The following is a 15,757-nucleotide window of genomic DNA, read 5'->3' on the forward strand; positions in this document are numbered from 1 at the left end:
GCATGGCTCCCGCTTGCGTCGTTTCGCCGCGCTCACTAACGTAGCGCCTTTACTGACGCTACCCCCCCGCAGGAGCTTTGCCATGGCCTCGCCAGCCCTCTCACATTTTCTTCCCCGGTTCGGCGTTGCCGCGGCAGTGGCCAGCGCGTTAAGCCTGGCCGGTTGCCAGCTCCAGAGCACCCAGGACACCCTGCCGCCGGTTGCCGGCGTACAGCCGATCAAAGGCCTCGCGCAGAATGTATCGGTACGCCGCAATGCCCAGGGCATGCCGCTGATCGAAAGCAACACCTTCCATGACGCGCTGTTCAGCCTCGGTTACGTGCATGCCAGTGATCGCATCACCCAGATGGTCACCCTGCGCCTGCTGGCCCAGGGCCGCCTGGCGGAAATGTCCGGGCCTGAAGTGCTGGATGTCGACCGCTTCATGCGCGCGGTCAACCTGAAGAAAAGCGCCGGCGAGCTGTACAACGCCTCCAGCCCGCGTCTCAAGCGCTTCTTTGAAGTGTATGCGCGTGGCGTCAACGCCTACCTGTTCCGCTACCGCGACAAGTTGCCGCCGGACCTGGCCCAGACCGGCTACAAGCCCGAGTACTGGAAGCCGGAAGATTCGGCGCTGCTGTTCTGCCTGCTGAATTTCAGCGAGTCGGCCAACCTGCAGGAAGAGATTTCGTCGCTGGTGCTGGCGCAGAAAGTCGGCGTCGACAAACTCGCCTGGCTCACCCCTAGCGCGCCGGATGAAGCGATCCCGCTGGCCGAGGCCGAAAAACTCAAGGGCGTGAACCTGGGCCAGATCACCGGCCTGGCCGGGCTGGACGCGGTCAGCCAGCAACTGGGCAGCCTCAACGCCCTGGCGGTCACCACCTCAAGCAACTGGGCGATCGGCCCACAGCGCAGCCGCAGCGGTAAAAGCCTGCTGGCGGGCGACCTCGCCGCCCAGCCGCAGGCACCGTCGCCGTGGAGCTACGTGCAGATCCGCGCACCGAAATACCAGGCCGCCGGCGCTTCGATTGCCGGCCTGCCGACGCTGCTGTCCGGCTTCAACGGCAAAGTCGCGTGGAGCATGAGCACGGTCAAGGGCGACACCCAAGACCTGTTCCTCGAAAAAGTCAGACGCCAGGGCAGTGCGCTGTATTACGAGAACAACGGCAAATGGCTGCCGGCGGGCGTGCGTAACGAAACCTACTTCGTCAAAGGCCAGCGCTCGATCCGCGAAGTGGTGTACGAAACCCGTCACGGCGCCCTGCTCAACAGCAGCCAGGCGCTGACAACCGGTCTGGGCCTGGCCCTGCAAACCGCCGATTTCAAGGACGACAAGAGCCTGGATGCGTTCTTCGACCTGTCCCGCGCGCAAACCATCGGCAAGGCCTCGGACGCAACCCGGGAAATCCGTGCCATCGCGTTGAACATGATCTTCGCCGACGCCGGCAGCATTGGCTGGCAAGTCACCGGCCGTTTCCCCAACCGCCGCGAAGGCGAAGGCTTGCTGCCGTCGCCGGGCTGGGACACACGGTTCGACTGGGATGGCTACGCCGACGCCATGCTGCACCCCTATGACCAGGACCCGGCCCAAGGCTGGATCGGCACCGCCAACCAGCGCACCGCGCCGCGTGGCTATGGCATGCAACTGTCCAATTCCTGGGACGCCCCGGAGCGCAGCGAGCGCCTGGCGCAACTGGCCAATGCCGGCAAGCACGACAGCCGCAGCCTGATCGCCATGCAGTACGACCAGACCACCACCTTCGCCGCCAAACTCAAGAGCATGTTCCAGGCGCCGGGCATGGCCCAGCCGCTGAAACAGGCGATTGACGCACTGCCGGCGGCGGAACAGGCCAAGGCCCGTGAAGCGCTGGGTCGCCTGATGGCCTTCGACGGTCGCCTGGTGTCGACCTCCGCCGACGCTGCGCTCTATGAACTGTTCCTGCAGGAAAGCACCAAACAGATCTTCCTCGACGAGCTGGGTCCGGAAAACAGCGCCAGCTGGAAAGCCTTTGTCAGCAACGCCAGCCTGTCCTATGCCGCCCAGGCGGATCACTTGCTGGGCCGCGAAGACAGCCCGTTCTGGGATGACGTGCGTACGCCGCAGAAAGAAGACAAACCGGCGATTCTCGCCCGCAGCCTGGCCGCCGCGATCAGCGCCGGCGACAGTCAGCTGGGCGCCGACCACAAGGCCTGGCAGTGGGGCAAACTGCACACCACCACCTGGAAAAACGCCAGTGGCCAGGTGATTCGTGGCCCACTGGCCTCCGGTGGCGACCACAACACCTTGAACCCGGCGCCCTACAACTGGGGACAGGACTTCGCCACCACCCAGGTGCCCGCGCTGCGCCTGATCGTCGATTTCGGCCAGGTGGAACCGATGATGGGCCAGGGTGGCATCGGCCAGTCCGGCAACCCGGCCAGCCCGAACTATGCCAATGGCATCGACCCGTCGCTCAAGGCGCAATACCTGAGCTTCCCGATGCAGCCGCAGAACTTCGAGAAGGTGTACGGGAAGGCCAGGTTGACCCTGACACCCGGCAAGTAACCCGGCTTTCCTGAAAAACCTGGATCTAATGTGAGAGGGGGCCTGCCCCCGATTGCGGTGGGTCAGTTGCACCTTGGCTAGCTGATACACCGCTATCGGGGGCAAGCCCCCTCTCACATTTGGACTGCATGCATTCAGATAGAACTTCCCAGCCCACACCCGCCTCATAAGTAACAAGCCCACCTCCCCCGGTCACCCCATGGACCTTGTCATCGCCCGCCCCGAAGGCCTCTACTGCCCCGCCGGAGATTTCTATATCGACCCCTGGCGGCCGGTGGAACGCTCGGTCATCACCCACGCCCATGGCGACCACGCCCGCACCGGCAACCAGCACTACCTGGCGGCGGCCCCCGGCGAAGGCATCCTGCGCTCCAGGCTGGGCCAGGACATCAACCTGCAGACCCTGGCCTACGGCGAGCCACTGGTGCACCACGGCGTCACCTTGAGTTTCCACCCGGCCGGGCATGTGCTCGGCTCGGCTCAGGTGCGCCTGGAATACCAGGGCGAAGTCTGGGTCGCGTCCGGTGACTACAAGGTCGAGCCCGACGGCACTTGCGCGCCGTTCGAGCCGGTGCGCTGCCACACCTTTATCACTGAATCCACCTTCGGCCTGCCGATCTACCGCTGGCAGCCCCAGGCGCAGATCTTCGCCGGGATCAACGACTGGTGGCAGGCCAACATCGCCGCCGGCAAGGCCAGCGTGTTGTTCTGTTATTCGTTCGGCAAGGCCCAGCGTATCCTGCATGGCATTGACGCCAGCATCGGGCCCATCCTCAGCCACGGCGCGGTCGAACCGTTGAACCGGGTGTACCGCGAGGCCGGCATCCATATCCCCGAAACCCTCTACGCCGGCGACTTCAACAAGACCGACCCATTGCTGCGCCAAGCCTTGATCATCGCCCCACCCTCCGCTGGCGGCAGCAGTTGGATCAAACGCTTCGGCGACTACAGCGACGCCTTCGCCAGTGGCTGGATGCGCCTGCGCGGCACCCGGCGGCGGCGTGGAGTCGACCGGGGCTTTGTGCTCTCGGACCACGCCGATTGGCCCGGCCTGTTGTGGGCCATCGAGCAGACCGGCGCCGAGCGGGTGATGGTCACCCACGGTTCTGTCAGCGTATTGGTGCGCCATCTGCGGGAAAAAGGTCTGGATGCCCAGGGCTTCACCACCGAATACGGCGATGACGAAGAAGAGGCCGGCGCATGAAGGCCTTTGCCGAGCTGTACGCGAATCTCGACGCCACCACTTCCAGCAACGCCAAGCTGGCTGCGTTGCAAGCCTACTTCCGGGATGCCGCGCCAGAAGATGCCGCCTGGGCCGTGTATTTCCTGTCCGGCGGACGGCCACGGCAACTGGTGCCGACGCGCCTGCTGCGGGACATGGCCACAGAAGCGTCCGGCATCGAGCCGTGGCTGTTCGAGGAAAGCTACCAGTCAGTGGGTGACCTGGCGGAGACCATTTCCCTGCTGCTGCCAGAATCTACCTACACCTCAGAGGACGGCCTGGCCGTATGGCTGGAGGAAAAACTCCTGCCATTGCGCGGCTTGCCTCCCCTGGAATTGGCTGAGCGCCTGCCGGCGTTGTGGGCGCAACTGGATCAACCCAGCTTGATGGTGTGCATCAAATTGATCACCGGCAGCTTTCGCGTCGGCGTGTCCAAGTTGCTGGTTACCCGTGCCCTCGCCGCCATGGCCGATCTCGACAGCAAGCGTGTGGCGCAGCGGTTGGTGGGCTACACCGACCTGTCCAATCGTCCGACCGCTGAGGGCTACCTCAAGCTCATCGCTGCCGAATCGTCCGACGAGCATGCACAACGGGGCGGCCAGCCTTATCCGTTTTTCCTGGCTCATGGCTTGGCGCAACCGGTGGAGCAATTCGACGCGCTGCTCGGTGCCCCCACCGACTGGCAGGTGGAATGGAAATGGGATGGCATCCGCGCACAACTGGTCAAGCGCGACGGGCGCCTGTGGATCTGGTCCCGTGGCGAAGAGCTGGTCACCGAACGTTTTCCCGAACTTCACAGCCTGGTGAGTGGGTTACCGGACGGCACGGTGATCGACGGCGAGATCGTGGTGTGGAAGGACACAGTGCAACCCTTCGCCCTGCTGCAACAGCGGATCGGCCGCAAGACCTTGAGCAAGAAAGTGCTGGAGGATGCGCCGGTGGCAATCCTGGCCTACGACCTGCTGGAACATCGGGGCGACGACTGGCGCAACCATACCCAGGCCGAACGCCGCGCCCAGCTTGAGCAGGTGGTCACCCAGTGCAACCAACCGGTATTGCTCGCCTCACCGTTGCTGAACGCAACCACCTGGCAAGCGCTGGCCGAACAACGCGAAGCTTCGCGCAGCCTGGGCGTGGAAGGCATGATGCTCAAGGCCCGCGATGGCCTGTACGGCGTCGGCCGCACCAAGGACATGGGCGTGTGGTGGAAGTGGAAGGTCGACCCGTTCAGCGTCGACGCGGTGTTGATCTACGCCCAGCGCGGCCACGGTCGGCGCGCCAGCCTCTACAGCGACTACACCTTCGCGGTGTGGGACGGACCGCCCGGCAGCGAACGCTCACTGGTGCCCTTTGCCAAGGCCTATTCCGGGCTGACCGATGAAGAAATGCGCAAGGTCGACGCGATTGTGCGCAAAACCACCGTAGAGAAATTCGGCCCGGTGAGCAGTGTCACGCCCAGCATGGTGTTTGAGCTGGGGTTCGAGGGCATTGCCTTGTCCAAGCGGCACAAGAGCGGGATTGCGGTGCGGTTTCCGCGGATGTTGCGCTGGCGGCAGGATAAGGCGGTGGATGAGGCCGACAGCCTTGCCACTCTGCAAGACCTGCTGGCCTGACGCCGATCAACTGGTGGGAGGGGGCAAGCCCCCTCCAACATCTGAATTCCTTTACGACCCGAAATGGTGCACCCAGTTTTCAGCGCCCATTTTCGGGCATCTCCTACACTCAGATCTCCCTTGTCCCACCTTTTAAAACGCTCATTCGGAACTATGGTGCAGAAATTGCTACTTGTGATCCGTCTGACACCGTTCAGTAACAGTCCTAAACGCGCCACAAGCGCTTATCTTGGTTTCCAGGGATTACATAATGAAAAAAGCATTGCTGACCCTTTCTGCACTGGCTCTGTGCATGGCCGCGGGTGTAGCCACGGCCAAGGAATACAAGGAACTGCGTTTTGGTGTCGATCCGTCCTACGCGCCATTCGAATCCAAGGCAGCGGACGGCAGCCTGGTGGGCTTCGATATCGACCTGGGCAATGCGATCTGCGCCGAGCTGAAAGTGAAGTGCAAGTGGGTCGAAAGCGATTTCGACGGCATGATTCCAGGCCTGAAAGCCAACAAGTTCGACGGCGTGATTTCGTCCATGACCGTGACCCCGGTGCGTGAAAAGGCCATCGACTTCTCCAGCGAACTGTTCTCTGGCCCGACCTCGCTGGTGTTCAAGAAAGGCGCGGGCTACTCGACACCTGAGTCTCTCAAGGGCAAGTCCGTAGGCTACGAGCAGGGCACCATCCAGGAAGCCTACGCCAAGGCCGTGCTGGATAAAGCCGGTGTGACCACCAAGGCCTACGCCAACCAGGACCAGGTGTACGCCGACCTGACCTCCGGCCGTCTCGACGCCTCCGTGCAGGACATGCTGCAAGCCGAACTGGGCTTTCTGAAGTCGCCGGCCGGTGCCGGTTACGAAGTCAGCGCGGCCATCGACGACCCTTTGCTGCCGTCGAAAACCGCCATCGGTATCAAAAAAGGTAACACTGAACTGAAGGCGCTTTTGGATAAAGGTATCAAAGCGTTACACGATGATGGCACCTACGCCACCATCCAGAAGAAACACTTTGGCGATCTGAACCTGTACAGCGGCAAATAATGCCTGGAGCGCCCTTCCCTGGGAGGGGCGCTTTTTTATCGCCATAGGTCCTGATTTATGTTCGAAGAACTGTTGCAAACCCTCGGGTTGAGCGCGCTCAGCCTGAAGGGTTTCGGCCCGCTGTTGCTGCAAGGCACCTGGATGACCATCAAGTTGTCGGTGCTGTCCCTGGCCGTCAGCGTGGTGCTGGGCCTGCTCGGCGCCAGCGCCAAACTTTCCAGCCTGCCCTTCCTGCGCATCCCCGCCCAGCTCTACACCACCCTGATTCGCGGCGTGCCCGACCTGGTGCTGATGCTGCTGATTTTCTACAGCCTGCAAACCTGGCTTACCGGCCTGACCGACTTCATGGAATGGGAATACATCGAGATCGACCCGTTCAGCGCCGGGGTGATCACCCTGGGCTTTATCTACGGGGCGTATTTCACCGAGACTTTTCGCGGCGCGATCCTCGCGGTGCCCCGTGGCCAGCTGGAAGCCGCTACCGCCTATGGGCTCAAGCGCGGGCAGCGGTTTCGCTACGTGACCTTCCCGCAAATGATGCGCTTTGCCCTGCCGGGTATCGGCAATAACTGGATGGTGATGCTCAAGGCCACGGCCCTGGTGTCGATCATCGGCCTGGCCGACCTGGTCAAGGCCGCCCAGGATGCCGGCAAGAGCACCTACCAACTGTTCTACTTCCTGGTCCTCGCCGCATTGATCTACCTGTTGATCACCAGCGCGTCCAACTTCGTCTTGCGCCGCCTTGAACGTCGCTACTCCGCTGGCGCCCGGGAGGCCGTGCGATGATCGAACTCTTGCAGGAATACTGGCGCCCCTTCCTTTATAGCGACGGCCAGCACATCACCGGCCTGGCCATGACGATGTGGTTGCTCAGCGCCGCCCTGGTCATCGGCTTCCTGGTGTCAATCCCGCTGTCCATTGCCCGCGTGTCGCGCAAGCGCCTGATTCGCTGGCCGGTGCAGTTCTATACCTACCTGTTCCGGGGCACGCCGCTCTATATCCAGTTGCTGATCTGCTACACCGGCATCTACAGCCTCGCCGCCGTGCGCGAACAACCGTTGCTGGATGCGTTCTTTCGCGACGCGATGAACTGCACCATCCTGGCCTTCGCCCTCAACACCTGCGCCTACACCACGGAGATTTTCGCCGGGGCGATCCGCAGCATGGCCCATGGTGAAGTCGAGGCGGCCAAGGCCTACGGCTTGAGCGGCTGGAAGCTCTATGCCTACGTGATCATGCCATCAGCGCTGCGGCGCTCGCTGCCCTACTACAGTAATGAAGTGATTTTGATGCTGCACTCGACCACGGTGGCCTTCACCGCGACGATCCCCGACATCCTCAAAGTGGCGCGGGATGCCAACTCGGCCACCTTCATGACCTTTCAATCATTCGGTATCGCTGCGCTGATCTACCTGACCGTGACCTTTGCCCTGGTCGGTCTGTTTCGTCTGGCGGAGCGCCGTTGGCTGGCCTTTCTCGGGCCGAGCCATTAAGGAGCGTTCATGCGGCATCAGATTCATGAGTTGATCGCGCCGGTGCCCGGCACGGCACGGCAGATTCACAGTTTTCACTTCGGCCCGGAGCAGGCCGAGGGCAAGATTTACATCCAGTCATCGCTGCATGCCGATGAACTGCCGGGCATGCTGGTGGCCTGGCACCTCAAGGTGCAGTTGGCGAAATTGGCCGCCGCCGGTCGCCTGCGCAGTGAAATCGTGCTGGTGCCCATCGCCAACCCGGTCGGCCTGGAACAGGTGTTGATGGACATCCCGCTGGGCCGCTACGAACTTGAAAGCGGGCAGAACTTCAATCGCCGGTTTGTCGACCTCGGTGAAGCGGTGGGTGACCAGGTCGAGGAGTTACTCGGGGATGATCCCCGGCACAACGTCGAACGGATCCGCAGCGTGCTGTCCAGCGCCCTCGCAGAGCAAAGCGCCGACACCCAACTGCAGTCCCAGCGCCTGGTGCTGCAACGCCTGGCCTGCGACGCCGATATGGTGCTGGACCTGCATTGCGACTTCGAAGCCGTGGCGCATCTGTACACCACGCCCGAAGCCTGGCCACAGGTGGAACCGTTGGCGCGGTATATCGGTTCGGAGGCGAATTTGCTCGCCACCGACTCCGGCGGGCAATCCTTCGATGAGTGCTTCACCCTGGTGTGGTGGCAGTTGCAGCAACGCTTCGGCGAGCGCTTCCCGATCCCCATGGGCAGCTTGTCGGTGACCGTCGAGCTGCGCGGCCAAGGTGACGTCAACCATGGCCTGGCGGCGCTCGACTGCCAGGCGATCATCGATTACCTGGTTCACTTCGGCGCCATTGCCGGCGATGTCGCACCACTGCCGGACCTGCCCTACCCCGCCACGCCGCTGGCCGGCGTTGAACCGGTGGCGACGCCGGTGGGCGGCCTGCTGGTGTTCAGCGCCCTGCCCGGTGAATACCTGGAAGCCGGGCAACTGATCGCCGAAATCATCGACCCCATTACCGACCGCGTAACGCCCGTGCACTGCCAGAAGGCCGGCCTGCTTTACGCCCGTTCGCTGCGCCGCATGGCCACTGCCGGGATGGTCATCGGCCATGTCGCAGGCTTAGAGGCCTACCGCAGCGGCTACCTACTTTCGCCTTGAGGATGCACGCCCCATGTACAAATTGACCGTTGAAGGCCTGCATAAAAGCTATGGCGACAATGAGGTGCTCAAAGGTGTGTCGCTCAAGGCCAGGACCGGTGACGTGATCAGCCTGATCGGCGCCAGTGGCTCGGGCAAGAGCACTTTTTTGCGCTGCATCAACTTCCTGGAAACCCCCAACGACGGCGCGATGACCCTCGACGGCCAGCCGATCCGCATGGTCAGCGACCGCCACGGCATGCGCGTGGCCGATGACGCCGAACTGCAGCGCCTGCGTACGCGCCTGGCCATGGTGTTCCAGCACTTCAACCTGTGGAGCCACATGAGCGTGCTGGAAAACATCACCATGGCTCCGCGCCGGGTGCTGGGTTGCAGCAAGAAGGATGCCGAAGACCGTGCCCGTCGCTACCTCGACAAGGTCGGCCTGCCGGCACGCGTGGCCGATCAATACCCGGCGTTCCTGTCCGGCGGCCAGCAGCAACGCGTCGCCATCGCCCGCGCCCTGGCGATGGAGCCGGAGGTGATGCTGTTCGACGAGCCTACCTCGGCCCTCGACCCGGAGCTGGTGGGCGAAGTGTTGAAGGTGATCCAGGGCCTGGCCGAGGAAGGTCGCACCATGATCATGGTGACCCACGAGATGAGTTTTGCGCGCAAGGTGTCGAGCCAGGTGCTGTTCCTGCACAAGGGCCTGGTGGAAGAGCAAGGCGCGCCGGAGGATGTGCTGGGCAATCCGAAGAGCGAGCGTTTGCAGCAGTTCCTGAGTGGCAATTTGAAGTAAACCTTTGCGCGCTCTGGAAGGTCTGTGGAATAGACCTTCCAGAGTTCCGCCGCCCCATGGCAAAACCCATCGACTTCGCCAACCAGTGGTTTGCCGCCAAAGGCTGGAAGCCGTTCGCTTTTCAGAAAGAGGTGTGGGCGGCGGTCAAGGGCGGCCAGTCGGGGTTGCTGCATGCCAGCACCGGCGCCGGCAAGACCTACGCGCTGTGGTTTGCGGCGCTCAATCGCTTTGCCATCACTCGCCCGCCTGTTGTGGGTAAACGTAAACCACCCGCTGAACCGCTGACGGTGCTGTGGATCACGCCCATGCGTGCCCTGGCGGCCGACACCGCCCGCGCCCTCGAAGCACCGCTTGCAGCCTTGCAGATTCCCTGGAGCATCGGCCTGCGCACCGGCGACACCAGCAGCAGCGAGCGCGCTCGCCAGACCCGTCGCCAGCCGACCGCGCTGGTGACCACCCCGGAAAGCCTGACCCTGATGCTGGCCCGCGCCGACAGCCAGGTGAGCCTGGCGCACCTGCGCATGGTGATCGTGGATGAATGGCATGAATTGATCGGCAACAAGCGCGGCGTGCAGTTGCAATTGGCACTGGCGCGGCTGCGGCGCTGGCATCCGGAACTGATAGTGTGGGGCATTTCGGCGACCTTGGGTAACCAATCCCATGCCTTGGAGGTGTTAGTCCCGCAAGGCGACGGGATCAATGTACAGGGGCAAACGGCCAAAGAGTTAAAGGTCGACACCTTGCTGCCGCCGGTCGCCGAGCGCTTTCCCTGGGCCGGGCACATCGGCTTGAAGATGTTGCCCCAGGTAGTGGCCGAGGTCGAAAGCAGCAGCAGTTGCCTGGTGTTTACCAATACCCGGGCCCAGTCGGAAATCTGGTACCAGGCGTTACTGGACGCCCGGCCCGACTGGGCTGGAGTGATTGCCTTGCACCATGGCTCGCTGTCTCGGGAAACCCGCGACTGGGTGGAACGGGCGTTGAAGGATGGCCAGCTCAAGGCCGTGGTGTGCACCTCCAGCCTGGACCTGGGGGTGGACTTCCTACCGGTGGAACGGGTGCTGCAGATCGGCTCGGCCAAAGGCGTCGCACGCCTGATGCAACGCGCCGGGCGCTCGGGGCACGCGCCGGGGCGGCCCTCGCGGGTGACGCTGGTGCCGACCCACAGCCTGGAACTGGTGGAAGCGGCGGCGGCCCAGGATGCGATTGCCCAGCGGCGCATCGAAGCGCGGGAATCGCCGCACAAACCGTTGGATGTACTCGTACAACATTTGGTGAGCATGGCGCTGGGCGGTGGCTTCACGCCAGATGCGCTGCTGGCGGAAGTGCGCGGGGCCTGGGCGTACCGTGACCTCACGGACGCAGACTGGGCATGGGCCCTGGGGTTTGTGCGCCATGGCGGCCTGTCGCTGACGGCCTATCCGGATTACCGTCGCGTAGAGCCGGACGAACAGGGCGTCTGGCGTGTCCCCGATGCCCGTCTGGCGCGCCGTCACCGCATGAGCGTGGGCACCATCGTCAGTGACGCGAGCATCCATTTGAAATACTGGAGCAAGGGCGGGGGCGGCAAGAACCTGGGCAGTGTCGAAGAAGGTTTTATTGCGCGGCTCAAGCCCGGGGATGGTTTCCTGTTCGCCGGGCGTCTGCTGGAGCTGGTGCGCGTGGAAAACATGACCGCCTACGTGCGCCGCAGCACCGCCAAAAAAGCCGCCGTGCCGCGCTGGAATGGCGGGCGCATGCCACTTTCCAACGAGCTGGCCCAGGCGGTGGTGGAGCGCTTTGATGCGGCGGCGCACGGGCATTTCAAGGGGCCGGAAATGCAAGCGGTGCAACCGTTGTTACAGACGCAGTTGCGTTGGTCGGGCCTGCCGACACGCGAGCATCTGCTGGCCGAAGCGCTGAAATCGCGGGAAGGCTGGCACCTGTTTCTTTATCCGTTCGCCGGGCGCCAGGTGCACCTGGGGCTGGCGAGTCTGTTGGCGTGGCGGGTGAGCCAGGGGCAGGCGGTGACGTTTTCGATTGCCGTGAATGACTACGGGCTGGAGTTGCTGAGCGCCACGCCTGTGGATTGGCCGGTGTTGTTGAATGACACGCTGCTGAGTCCTGAGAACCTACTGGAAGACGTGGCCGCCAGCCTGAATGCCGGGGAACTAGCCCTGCGCCGCTTTCGCGAGATCGCACGCATCGCCGGGCTGGTGTTCGCCGGCTACCCCGGTGCGCCGAAAAGTACGCGGCAGGTGCAGGCGTCCAGCGGTCTGTTCTTCGAGGTGTTCAAACAGTACGACCCGCAGAACCTGTTGCTGACTCAGGCTGGGGAAGAAGTTCTGCGCGATGAGTTGGATATTCGTCGGCTGGAAGTGGCGTTGCGTCATCTGTCGGCGTTGAAGCTGGACCTGCACCGGATCGAACGGCCGACTCCCCTGGCCTTTCCGCTGCTGGTCGAGCGGATGCGCGAAAGCATGAGTTCGGAAAAACTCTCGGAGCGTATTGCAAGGATGGTCAAGGACCTGGAAAAAGTCGCGGATAACGGGAAGCGCTGATGGTCTGTTCGATAACGCTTGAGGGTGAGCAATTGTGGTTGCTGGCAGACAAGGCGATCTACTGGCCTGCGCGCGGGTGCCTGTTGATTGCCGATGCGCACTTTGGCAAGGCCTCGGCGTACCGCAGCCTGGGGCAGCCGGTGCCGCAAGGAACCACCACTGCCAATCTGGAGCGGCTGGACCGGCTGCTCGCTTCGCATGGGTGCGCGCAGGTGATCTTTCTTGGCGACTTCCTGCATGGTCCCGGCTCTCACGCCAGCGGCACCCTGGGCGCCTTGCGGGCCTGGCGCGAGCGCCATCCCGCGCTGGCCCTGACGCTGGTGCGCGGCAATCACGATAAACGCGCCGGTGACCCGCCGCTGGACCTGAGGATTGAAGTGGTTGCGGAACCACTGCTGATGGGCCCCTTTGCCTTGCAGCACGAACCTGACGCCCACCCCAGCCACCACGTGCTGGCGGGGCATGTGCATCCGGTGTACCGCTTGCGCGGCAAGGGCCGGCAAAGCCTACGGTTGCCCTGCTTTCAGATCGGGACGCGGGTCAGCTTGTTGCCGGCGTTCGGTGCGTTTACCGGTGGCTTTGCGGTGGAACAGGCCAATGACCACCGACTCTATGTGGTCGGTGATCAGGAGGTGTGGCCAGTGGGCTAGGTATCAGGCGACAGGTGCGGGTGGTGGCTCGTCCGGCAGGGTCGGCTCACCGGGTTCGGTGGGTTGTGGGTAGTCCGGCTCGGGTTGGCCGGGGATGCCGCCCCCATATGCGGGGTCGGCCATCAGGGACCAGGCCAGAACGCCAATCTGGTTGGGTTCAAGCCGGGCAAGTTCTGCGCTGATTCGCGGGTCGAGCTTCATAAGGTACTCCTCAAGCGTGGCCCGGCACGTTTTACACGCGCCGAGGCAGTACACCTAGATAGAGTCACTTTCTGCAGACTAATTCCCTTAGCATGTAAGACCTTTCGATCAAGCGCGTGGGAGGGTGACGCCGCGCTGGCCCTGGTACTTGCCGGCACGGTCTTTGTAGGACACTTCACAGGCCTCGTCGGACTGCAGGAACAGCATCTGCGCCACACCTTCGTTGGCGTAGATCTTCGCCGGCAAGGTGGTGGTGTTGGAGAACTCGAGGGTTACGTGGCCTTCCCACTCCGGCTCAAGCGGCGTCACGTTGACGATGATGCCGCAGCGCGCGTAGGTGCTTTTACCCAGGCAGATGGTCAGCACGTCACGCGGGATACGGAAGAACTCCACGGTGCGCGCCAGGGCGAAGGAGTTGGGCGGGATGATGCACACGTCGCTCTTGATGTCGACGAAGCTCTTTTCGTCGAAGTTCTTCGGATCGACGATCGCCGAGTTGATATTGGTGAACACCTTGAACTCATCGGCGCAGCGCACATCGTAGCCGTAGCTGGAAACACCGTAGGAAATCACCGGGGCATCGCCTTGGCCACGGATCTGGCGCTCGACGAACGGTTCGATCATGCCGTGCTCTTGCGCCATGCGGCGAATCCACTTGTCCGATTTGATGCTCATGGCGGGTGTCCTGAATAGCGAGGTGGAAAAATTCTGTGGGGCATCTTACCGGGGCCGGCGTTGGGGTTCAAAGGCCACGCGGCTTTTCTTGATGAACGCGCCTGCTGCTATGAGCCGCAGCCAGCGGGGCCGGGACCCGCATTGACGTGCAGGGTGACCGGAAATACCACCGCCAGTCACGAAAATGGAGAAACCTTCGGAAATACCATTGGCACGTTCCGGAAAAAGGGTTAAGGTGGCGCCACTGTGCTGCTTGTGTCACTGAGAATCTCTACACGATATGTTGAATTTCGATCCAACCATCTCCAAGAATTTTTCCTGCTCTTTGCACTCAGTCTCGGCCAGGGCTTTTCCTGAGTCGCAGTTAACTTTGTCCAAGGAGATACACCATGTCTAATCGCCAAACTGGTACCGTTAAGTGGTTCAACGATGAAAAAGGCTTCGGCTTCATCACTCCACAATCCGGTGACGACCTGTTCGTTCACTTCAAAGCTATCCAATCCGACGGCTTCAAAAGCCTGAAAGAAGGCCAACAGGTTTCTTTCATCGCTACCCGCGGTCAGAAAGGCATGCAAGCTGAAGAAGTTCAAGTTATCTAACTTGTACTGACTCAGTCAAAAAGACCCCGCCCTTAAAAGCGGGGTTTTTTTATGCCTGGGATTTGACCCTATGCCCCCTATAAGACTCTGCATAAAACCAATGTGGGAGGGGGCTTGCCCCCGATTGCGGTGTGTCAGTCAATAAAGATTTGACTGAGTCACCGCTATCGGGGGCAAGCCCCCTCCCACATTCAAGCGTTAAAGCTGGGTCGTTACTGAAACAACGACTCACTCGACAAGCCATTCTTCTCCAGGATCTCGCGCAAGCGCTTGAGCCCTTCTACCTGGATCTGCCGTACCCGCTCACGGGTCAGGCCGATCTCCAGGCCTACGTCTTCCAGGGTGCTGCTCTCATGGCCACGCAGGCCGAAGCGGCGAATCACCACCTCGCGCTGTTTGTCCGTGAGCTCCGACAACCACTGGTCAATGCTTTGGGACAGATCATCGTCCTGCAACAGCTCGCAAGGATCCGTAGGACGATCATCGGTCAGGGTGTCCAGCAGGGTTTTATCCGAATCCGGACCCAGCGAGACGTCGACCGAAGACACACGCTCGTTGAGGCCCAGCATGCGCTTGACCTCCCCTACCGGTTTTTCCAGCAGGTTGGCGATTTCTTCGGGCGAAGGTTCATGATCGAGTTTTTGAGTAAGCTCACGCGCTGCCCGCAGGTAGACGTTGAGCTCCTTGACCACATGGATCGGCAACCGGATCGTGCGGGTCTGATTCATGATCGCCCGTTCGATGGTCTGGCGAATCCACCAGGTGGCATAGGTCGAAAAGCGGAAACCCCGCTCAGGGTCGAACTTCTCCACCGCCCGGATCAGACCCAGGTTGCCTTCCTCGATCAGGTCCAACAGGGACAGCCCACGATTGACATAGCGTCGGGCGATTTTCACCACCAGGCGCAGGTTACTTTCAATCATGCGCTTGCGCCCAGCCGGATCGCCCTTTTGCGACAAGCGCGCAAAATGGACTTCTTCTTCGGGGGTCAGCAGAGGGGAAAAGCCGATTTCATTGAGATACAGCTGGGTCGCATCGAGCGCCCGTGTGTAGTCGATGTACTTGTGTTGCTTTAACGCGGTGGAGTTCTTGGATTTGGTGCGAACTGAAGGTACAGCAGGTCCCTCATTCGACATCGATTCCGTAGCGATACCGGTCTCCATCAGGAGAACCTCATCGTCGATGTCAAACTCCGGCGCTTCTTTACTGAGAGCCATTGTTATAGTCCTTTGGTGAGTTCGACCTCAAGCTCAAGCGGCGCCTTTATCCTTGGCAACGCTGGAGCCTGTTCCTTCTACGTGAGGGAA

At 62.0% G+C, this 15,757-nt stretch carries 14 protein-coding genes; 11 read left to right on the forward strand and 3 right to left on the reverse strand.

The window, feature by feature from the left end; genetic code table 11:
- Positions 1–82 precede the first annotated feature (82 nt).
- The 10 genes from BMX59_RS00660 to pdeM all read left to right on the forward strand — a co-directional run bounded on the left by BMX59_RS00660 (position 83) and on the right by pdeM (position 12,975).
- A complete protein-coding gene (locus BMX59_RS00660; RefSeq protein WP_093119303.1) occupies positions 83–2,524 on the forward strand; it encodes a penicillin acylase family protein in 2,442 nt (813 codons plus the stop codon).
- Between the two features lie 199 nt (positions 2,525–2,723).
- Complete coding sequence (locus BMX59_RS00665; protein ID WP_093119306.1) at positions 2,724–3,728, forward strand: ligase-associated DNA damage response exonuclease; 1,005 nt, start codon at positions 2,724–2,726, stop codon at positions 3,726–3,728.
- Entirely contained in the window at positions 3,725–5,359 is a 1,635-nt protein-coding gene (locus tag BMX59_RS00670; RefSeq protein ID WP_093119308.1) for an ATP-dependent DNA ligase, read from the forward strand. Before BMX59_RS00665 ends, BMX59_RS00670 begins: the two co-directional genes overlap by 4 nt.
- Before the next feature lie 250 nt (positions 5,360–5,609).
- Entirely contained in the window at positions 5,610–6,389 is a 780-nt protein-coding gene (locus BMX59_RS00675; protein WP_014717255.1) for a transporter substrate-binding domain-containing protein, read from the forward strand.
- 57 nt (positions 6,390–6,446) lie between these two features.
- Complete coding sequence (locus BMX59_RS00680; protein ID WP_071488823.1) at positions 6,447–7,175, forward strand: ABC transporter permease; 729 nt, start codon at positions 6,447–6,449, stop codon at positions 7,173–7,175.
- The gene (locus tag BMX59_RS00685) at positions 7,172–7,882 is read left to right on the forward strand and encodes an ABC transporter permease (RefSeq protein WP_071488822.1); all 711 of its coding nucleotides are present in this window, start codon (positions 7,172–7,174) and stop codon (positions 7,880–7,882) included. Before BMX59_RS00680 ends, BMX59_RS00685 begins: the two co-directional genes overlap by 4 nt.
- Before the next feature lie 9 nt (positions 7,883–7,891).
- Positions 7,892–9,010, forward strand: a complete 1,119-nt coding sequence (locus BMX59_RS00690) for a succinylglutamate desuccinylase/aspartoacylase family protein (RefSeq protein WP_093119310.1) — start codon at positions 7,892–7,894, stop codon at positions 9,008–9,010.
- Between the two features lie 13 nt (positions 9,011–9,023).
- Complete coding sequence (locus tag BMX59_RS00695) at positions 9,024–9,788, forward strand: ABC transporter ATP-binding protein (protein WP_016973168.1); 765 nt, start codon at positions 9,024–9,026, stop codon at positions 9,786–9,788.
- Between the two features lie 56 nt (positions 9,789–9,844).
- The gene (locus BMX59_RS00700; RefSeq protein WP_093119312.1) at positions 9,845–12,325 is read left to right on the forward strand and encodes a ligase-associated DNA damage response DEXH box helicase; all 2,481 of its coding nucleotides are present in this window, start codon (positions 9,845–9,847) and stop codon (positions 12,323–12,325) included.
- Positions 12,325–12,975: a ligase-associated DNA damage response endonuclease PdeM gene (gene pdeM, locus BMX59_RS00705; protein WP_093119314.1), complete on the forward strand. Its 651-nt coding sequence runs from the start codon at positions 12,325–12,327 to the stop codon at positions 12,973–12,975. Before BMX59_RS00700 ends, pdeM begins: the two co-directional genes overlap by 1 nt.
- Before the next feature lie 3 nt (positions 12,976–12,978).
- Here the strand turns inward: pdeM and BMX59_RS00710 are convergent, their stop codons facing one another.
- Positions 12,979–13,176: a hypothetical protein gene (locus BMX59_RS00710; RefSeq protein ID WP_058425267.1), complete on the reverse strand. Its 198-nt coding sequence runs from the start codon at positions 13,174–13,176 to the stop codon at positions 12,979–12,981.
- Positions 13,177–13,284: 108 nt separating this feature from the next.
- Positions 13,285–13,851, reverse strand: coding sequence for a dCTP deaminase (gene dcd / locus BMX59_RS00715; protein ID WP_071488817.1), 567 nt, complete (start codon positions 13,849–13,851; stop codon positions 13,285–13,287).
- 389 nt (positions 13,852–14,240) lie between these two features.
- Here dcd and BMX59_RS00720 point away from each other — a divergent pair, with 389 nt between their 5' ends.
- Positions 14,241–14,450 carry a cold-shock protein gene (locus BMX59_RS00720; protein ID WP_002554837.1) on the forward strand — a complete coding sequence of 70 codons (210 nt, stop codon included), beginning with the start codon at positions 14,241–14,243 and terminating at the stop codon, positions 14,448–14,450.
- A gap of 212 nt (positions 14,451–14,662) precedes the next feature.
- Here BMX59_RS00720 and rpoS read toward each other — a convergent pair whose 3' ends face one another.
- The gene (rpoS, locus tag BMX59_RS00725) at positions 14,663–15,667 is read right to left on the reverse strand and encodes an RNA polymerase sigma factor RpoS (RefSeq protein ID WP_025855149.1); all 1,005 of its coding nucleotides are present in this window, start codon (positions 15,665–15,667) and stop codon (positions 14,663–14,665) included.
- Between the last annotated feature and the right edge of the window lie 90 nt (positions 15,668–15,757).

Origin of the sequence: Pseudomonas sp. NFR09, from assembly GCF_900111535.1 — a bacterium.
Lineage (GTDB): Bacteria > Pseudomonadota > Gammaproteobacteria > Pseudomonadales > Pseudomonadaceae > Aquipseudomonas > Aquipseudomonas extremorientalis.

Coding starts and splice junctions, on each gene's coding strand:
- rpoS (WP_025855149.1), bottom strand. CDS start 15,667: ATGGCTCTCAGTAAAGAAGCGCCGGAGTTTGACATCGACGATGAGGTT.
- BMX59_RS00710 (WP_058425267.1), bottom strand. CDS start 13,176: ATGAAGCTCGACCCGCGAATCAGCGCAGAACTTGCCCGGCTTGAACCC.
- BMX59_RS00700 (WP_093119312.1), top strand. CDS start 9,845: ATGGCAAAACCCATCGACTTCGCCAACCAGTGGTTTGCCGCCAAAGGC.
- BMX59_RS00720 (WP_002554837.1), top strand. CDS start 14,241: ATGTCTAATCGCCAAACTGGTACCGTTAAGTGGTTCAACGATGAAAAA.
- BMX59_RS00695 (WP_016973168.1), top strand. CDS start 9,024: ATGTACAAATTGACCGTTGAAGGCCTGCATAAAAGCTATGGCGACAAT.
- dcd (WP_071488817.1), bottom strand. CDS start 13,851: ATGAGCATCAAATCGGACAAGTGGATTCGCCGCATGGCGCAAGAGCAC.
- BMX59_RS00670 (WP_093119308.1), top strand. CDS start 3,725: ATGAAGGCCTTTGCCGAGCTGTACGCGAATCTCGACGCCACCACTTCC.
- BMX59_RS00690 (WP_093119310.1), top strand. CDS start 7,892: ATGCGGCATCAGATTCATGAGTTGATCGCGCCGGTGCCCGGCACGGCA.
- BMX59_RS00680 (WP_071488823.1), top strand. CDS start 6,447: ATGTTCGAAGAACTGTTGCAAACCCTCGGGTTGAGCGCGCTCAGCCTG.
- BMX59_RS00660 (WP_093119303.1), top strand. CDS start 83: ATGGCCTCGCCAGCCCTCTCACATTTTCTTCCCCGGTTCGGCGTTGCC.
- pdeM (WP_093119314.1), top strand. CDS start 12,325: ATGGTCTGTTCGATAACGCTTGAGGGTGAGCAATTGTGGTTGCTGGCA.
- BMX59_RS00665 (WP_093119306.1), top strand. CDS start 2,724: ATGGACCTTGTCATCGCCCGCCCCGAAGGCCTCTACTGCCCCGCCGGA.
- BMX59_RS00675 (WP_014717255.1), top strand. CDS start 5,610: ATGAAAAAAGCATTGCTGACCCTTTCTGCACTGGCTCTGTGCATGGCC.
- BMX59_RS00685 (WP_071488822.1), top strand. CDS start 7,172: ATGATCGAACTCTTGCAGGAATACTGGCGCCCCTTCCTTTATAGCGAC.